Raw genomic sequence first — 2,261 nt, 5'->3', positions numbered from 1 at the left:
GGGGGGGGGTCGGCGCCCCGCCCGGGCCCCCCCGCGCCGCGGCGCCCCCCCCCCCCCCGGCCGGCGCCCCCCGGGGGGGGGGGGCCCCCCCTCGGCCGTATGTCCTGCGAGTGTCCTACGGGGCGTTCGGGACCGGGGTCCCGTCAGTGCTTGGCGAGCACGTACGGAGCGAACTCCGCCGCCAGTTCCGCGTGCACCCGCGCCTTGAGCAGGGTGCCCTCCGCGATGTGCTCCTCGGAGATCACCTCGCCCTCGGCGTGCGCCCGCGCGACCAGCGAGCCCCGCGTGTACGGGACCACGGCCTCGATCTCGATCGCCGGCCGCGGCAGCTCGGCGTCGATGAGCGCGAGGAGTTCCTCGATGCCCTGGCCGGTGCGCGCCGAGACGGCGATGGAGCGCTTCTCGATCCGCAGCAGCCGCTGGAGCACCAGCGGGTCGGCCGCGTCCGCCTTGTTGATCACCACGATCTCGGGCACCTTCACGGCGCCGACCTCGCGGATGACCTCGCGCACCGCCGCCAGCTGCTCCTCCGGCGCCGGGTGCGAGCCGTCCACGATGTGCAGGATGAGGTCGGAGTCGCCGACCTCCTCCATCGTGGAGCGGAACGCCTCGACGAGGTGGTGGGGCAGGTGCCGGACGAAGCCGACCGTGTCGGCCAGGGTGTAGATCCGGCCGGACGGGGTCTCGGCCCGGCGCACGGTCGGGTCGAGGGTGGCGAACAGCGCGTTCTCCACCAGTACGCCCGCGCCCGTGAGGCGGTTGAGCAGCGAGGACTTGCCGGCGTTGGTGTAGCCGGCGATGGCGACCGAGGGCACCTTGTTGCGGCGGCGTTCCTGCCGCTTGATGTCGCGGCCGGTCTTCATCTCCGCGATCTCCCGGCGCATCTTCGCCATCTTCTCGCGAATCCGCCGCCGGTCGGTCTCGATCTTGGTCTCACCGGGGCCTCGGGTGGCCATGCCGCCACCGCCGCCGCCACCCATCTGCCGGGACAGCGAGGCACCCCAGCCGCGCAGGCGCGGCAGCATGTACTGCATCTGCGCGAGCGCGACCTGTGCCTTGCCCTCTCGGGACTTGGCGTGCTGGGCGAAGATGTCGAGGATGAGCGCGGTCCGGTCGACCACCTTCACCTTGACCACGTCTTCGAGGGCGATGAGCTGGCCGGGGCTGAGCTCGCCGTCGCAGACGACGGTGTCGGCGCCGCTCTCCATGACGATGTCGCGCAGCTCGCGCGCCTTGCCGGAACCGATGAAGGTGGCCGGGTCGGGCTTGTCGCGGCGCTGGATCACGCCGTCGAGTACGAGCGCGCCCGCCGTCTCGGCGAGGGCGGCGAGCTCCGCGAGGGAGTTGTCCGCGTCCTGCACCGTGCCGGAGGTCCACACGCCCACGAGTACGACCCGCTCCAGGCGGAGCTGGCGGTACTCGACCTCGGTGACGTCCTCGAGTTCGGTGGAGAGGCCGGCCACGCGGCGCAGGGCCGCGCGCTCGGAGCGCTCGAACTGCGCGCCGTCCCGGTCTCCGTCGACCTCGTGGCTCCAGGCGACGTCCTCTTCCATCAGGGCGTCGGCCCGAAGGCTCTCGGTGAAGCTCTGCGAGTCGGAGGCCGGCGCGCCCTGCGCGTCGTCCCGTGCGTCCCGCGCGTCCTGGGAAGGGGAAGAAGAGGAGGTCATTGGATCCTTACGTCGATTGCGAATGCGTCCGCGACAGCAGAAGCGGAGCCAAGGCCAAAGCTACTCCCGCGCGTGACATAACACTGTCATGTCCAACGTGTGACACCACCCGGAGATTCCCCAGTGGGGATTCCCCACCCGGAGATTCCCCGGAGGCTCCCAGCCGCGGCCTCGTCGATGGTGGCATGCCCCTTCCGTACGCGTCACACGCTTTTCGGGCCGCCCCACTCCGGGTGACCCGGCATCGCCGGCGTGGTCTTCCCGTACAGCCACGGCTCCAGGAACGGTCCCAGGTCCCGGCCGGCCTCCTGCGAGGCCAGCCGTACGAAGTCCCCCGTACCGGCGGTCGCGTCCCGGTGCTCGCCCACCCAGCGCCGCTCCACCCGGTCGAAGGCCTCGGCCCCGATCTCCTGCCGCAGCGCGTAAAGGATCAGCGCGGCCCCGTCGTAGACCGCCGGCCGGAACAGCCCGATCTTCTCCCCCGGCGGGGCCGGCTTCGGCGCGGGCGGCGGGCCGCCGGCCGCCCGCCCCAGGTGGGTGCGCTGGGTGGCCACGCGCTTCCGCCCCTCCCGGGAGTACATGCCGAGGGCGTCC

The 2,261-nt window shown here is 72.6% G+C and carries 1 protein-coding gene and 1 pseudogene; both read right to left on the bottom strand.

What is annotated here, in order from left to right:
- Positions 1–143: 143 nt before the first annotated feature.
- Entirely contained in the window at positions 144–1,667 is a 1,524-nt protein-coding gene (gene hflX, locus ACFXDJ_RS13370; protein WP_384664097.1) for a GTPase HflX, read from the bottom strand.
- A 203-nt stretch (positions 1,668–1,870) separates the two neighbouring features.
- Positions 1,871–2,261: pseudogene (locus ACFXDJ_RS13365) on the bottom strand (M1 family peptidase); the annotation flags it as partial.

Source organism: Streptomyces sp. NPDC059443, from assembly GCF_042750105.1.
Lineage (GTDB): Bacteria > Actinomycetota > Actinomycetes > Streptomycetales > Streptomycetaceae > Streptomyces.
Note: the sequence above shows the minus strand (reverse complement) of the source record. Positions and strands in the feature narration are given on the sequence as shown.

What these genes read in the sequence shown, in the direction of transcription:
- hflX (WP_384664097.1), bottom strand. Translation starts at nt 1,667, where the DNA reads ATGACCTCCTCTTCTTCCCCTTCCCAGGACGCGCGGGACGCACGGGAC.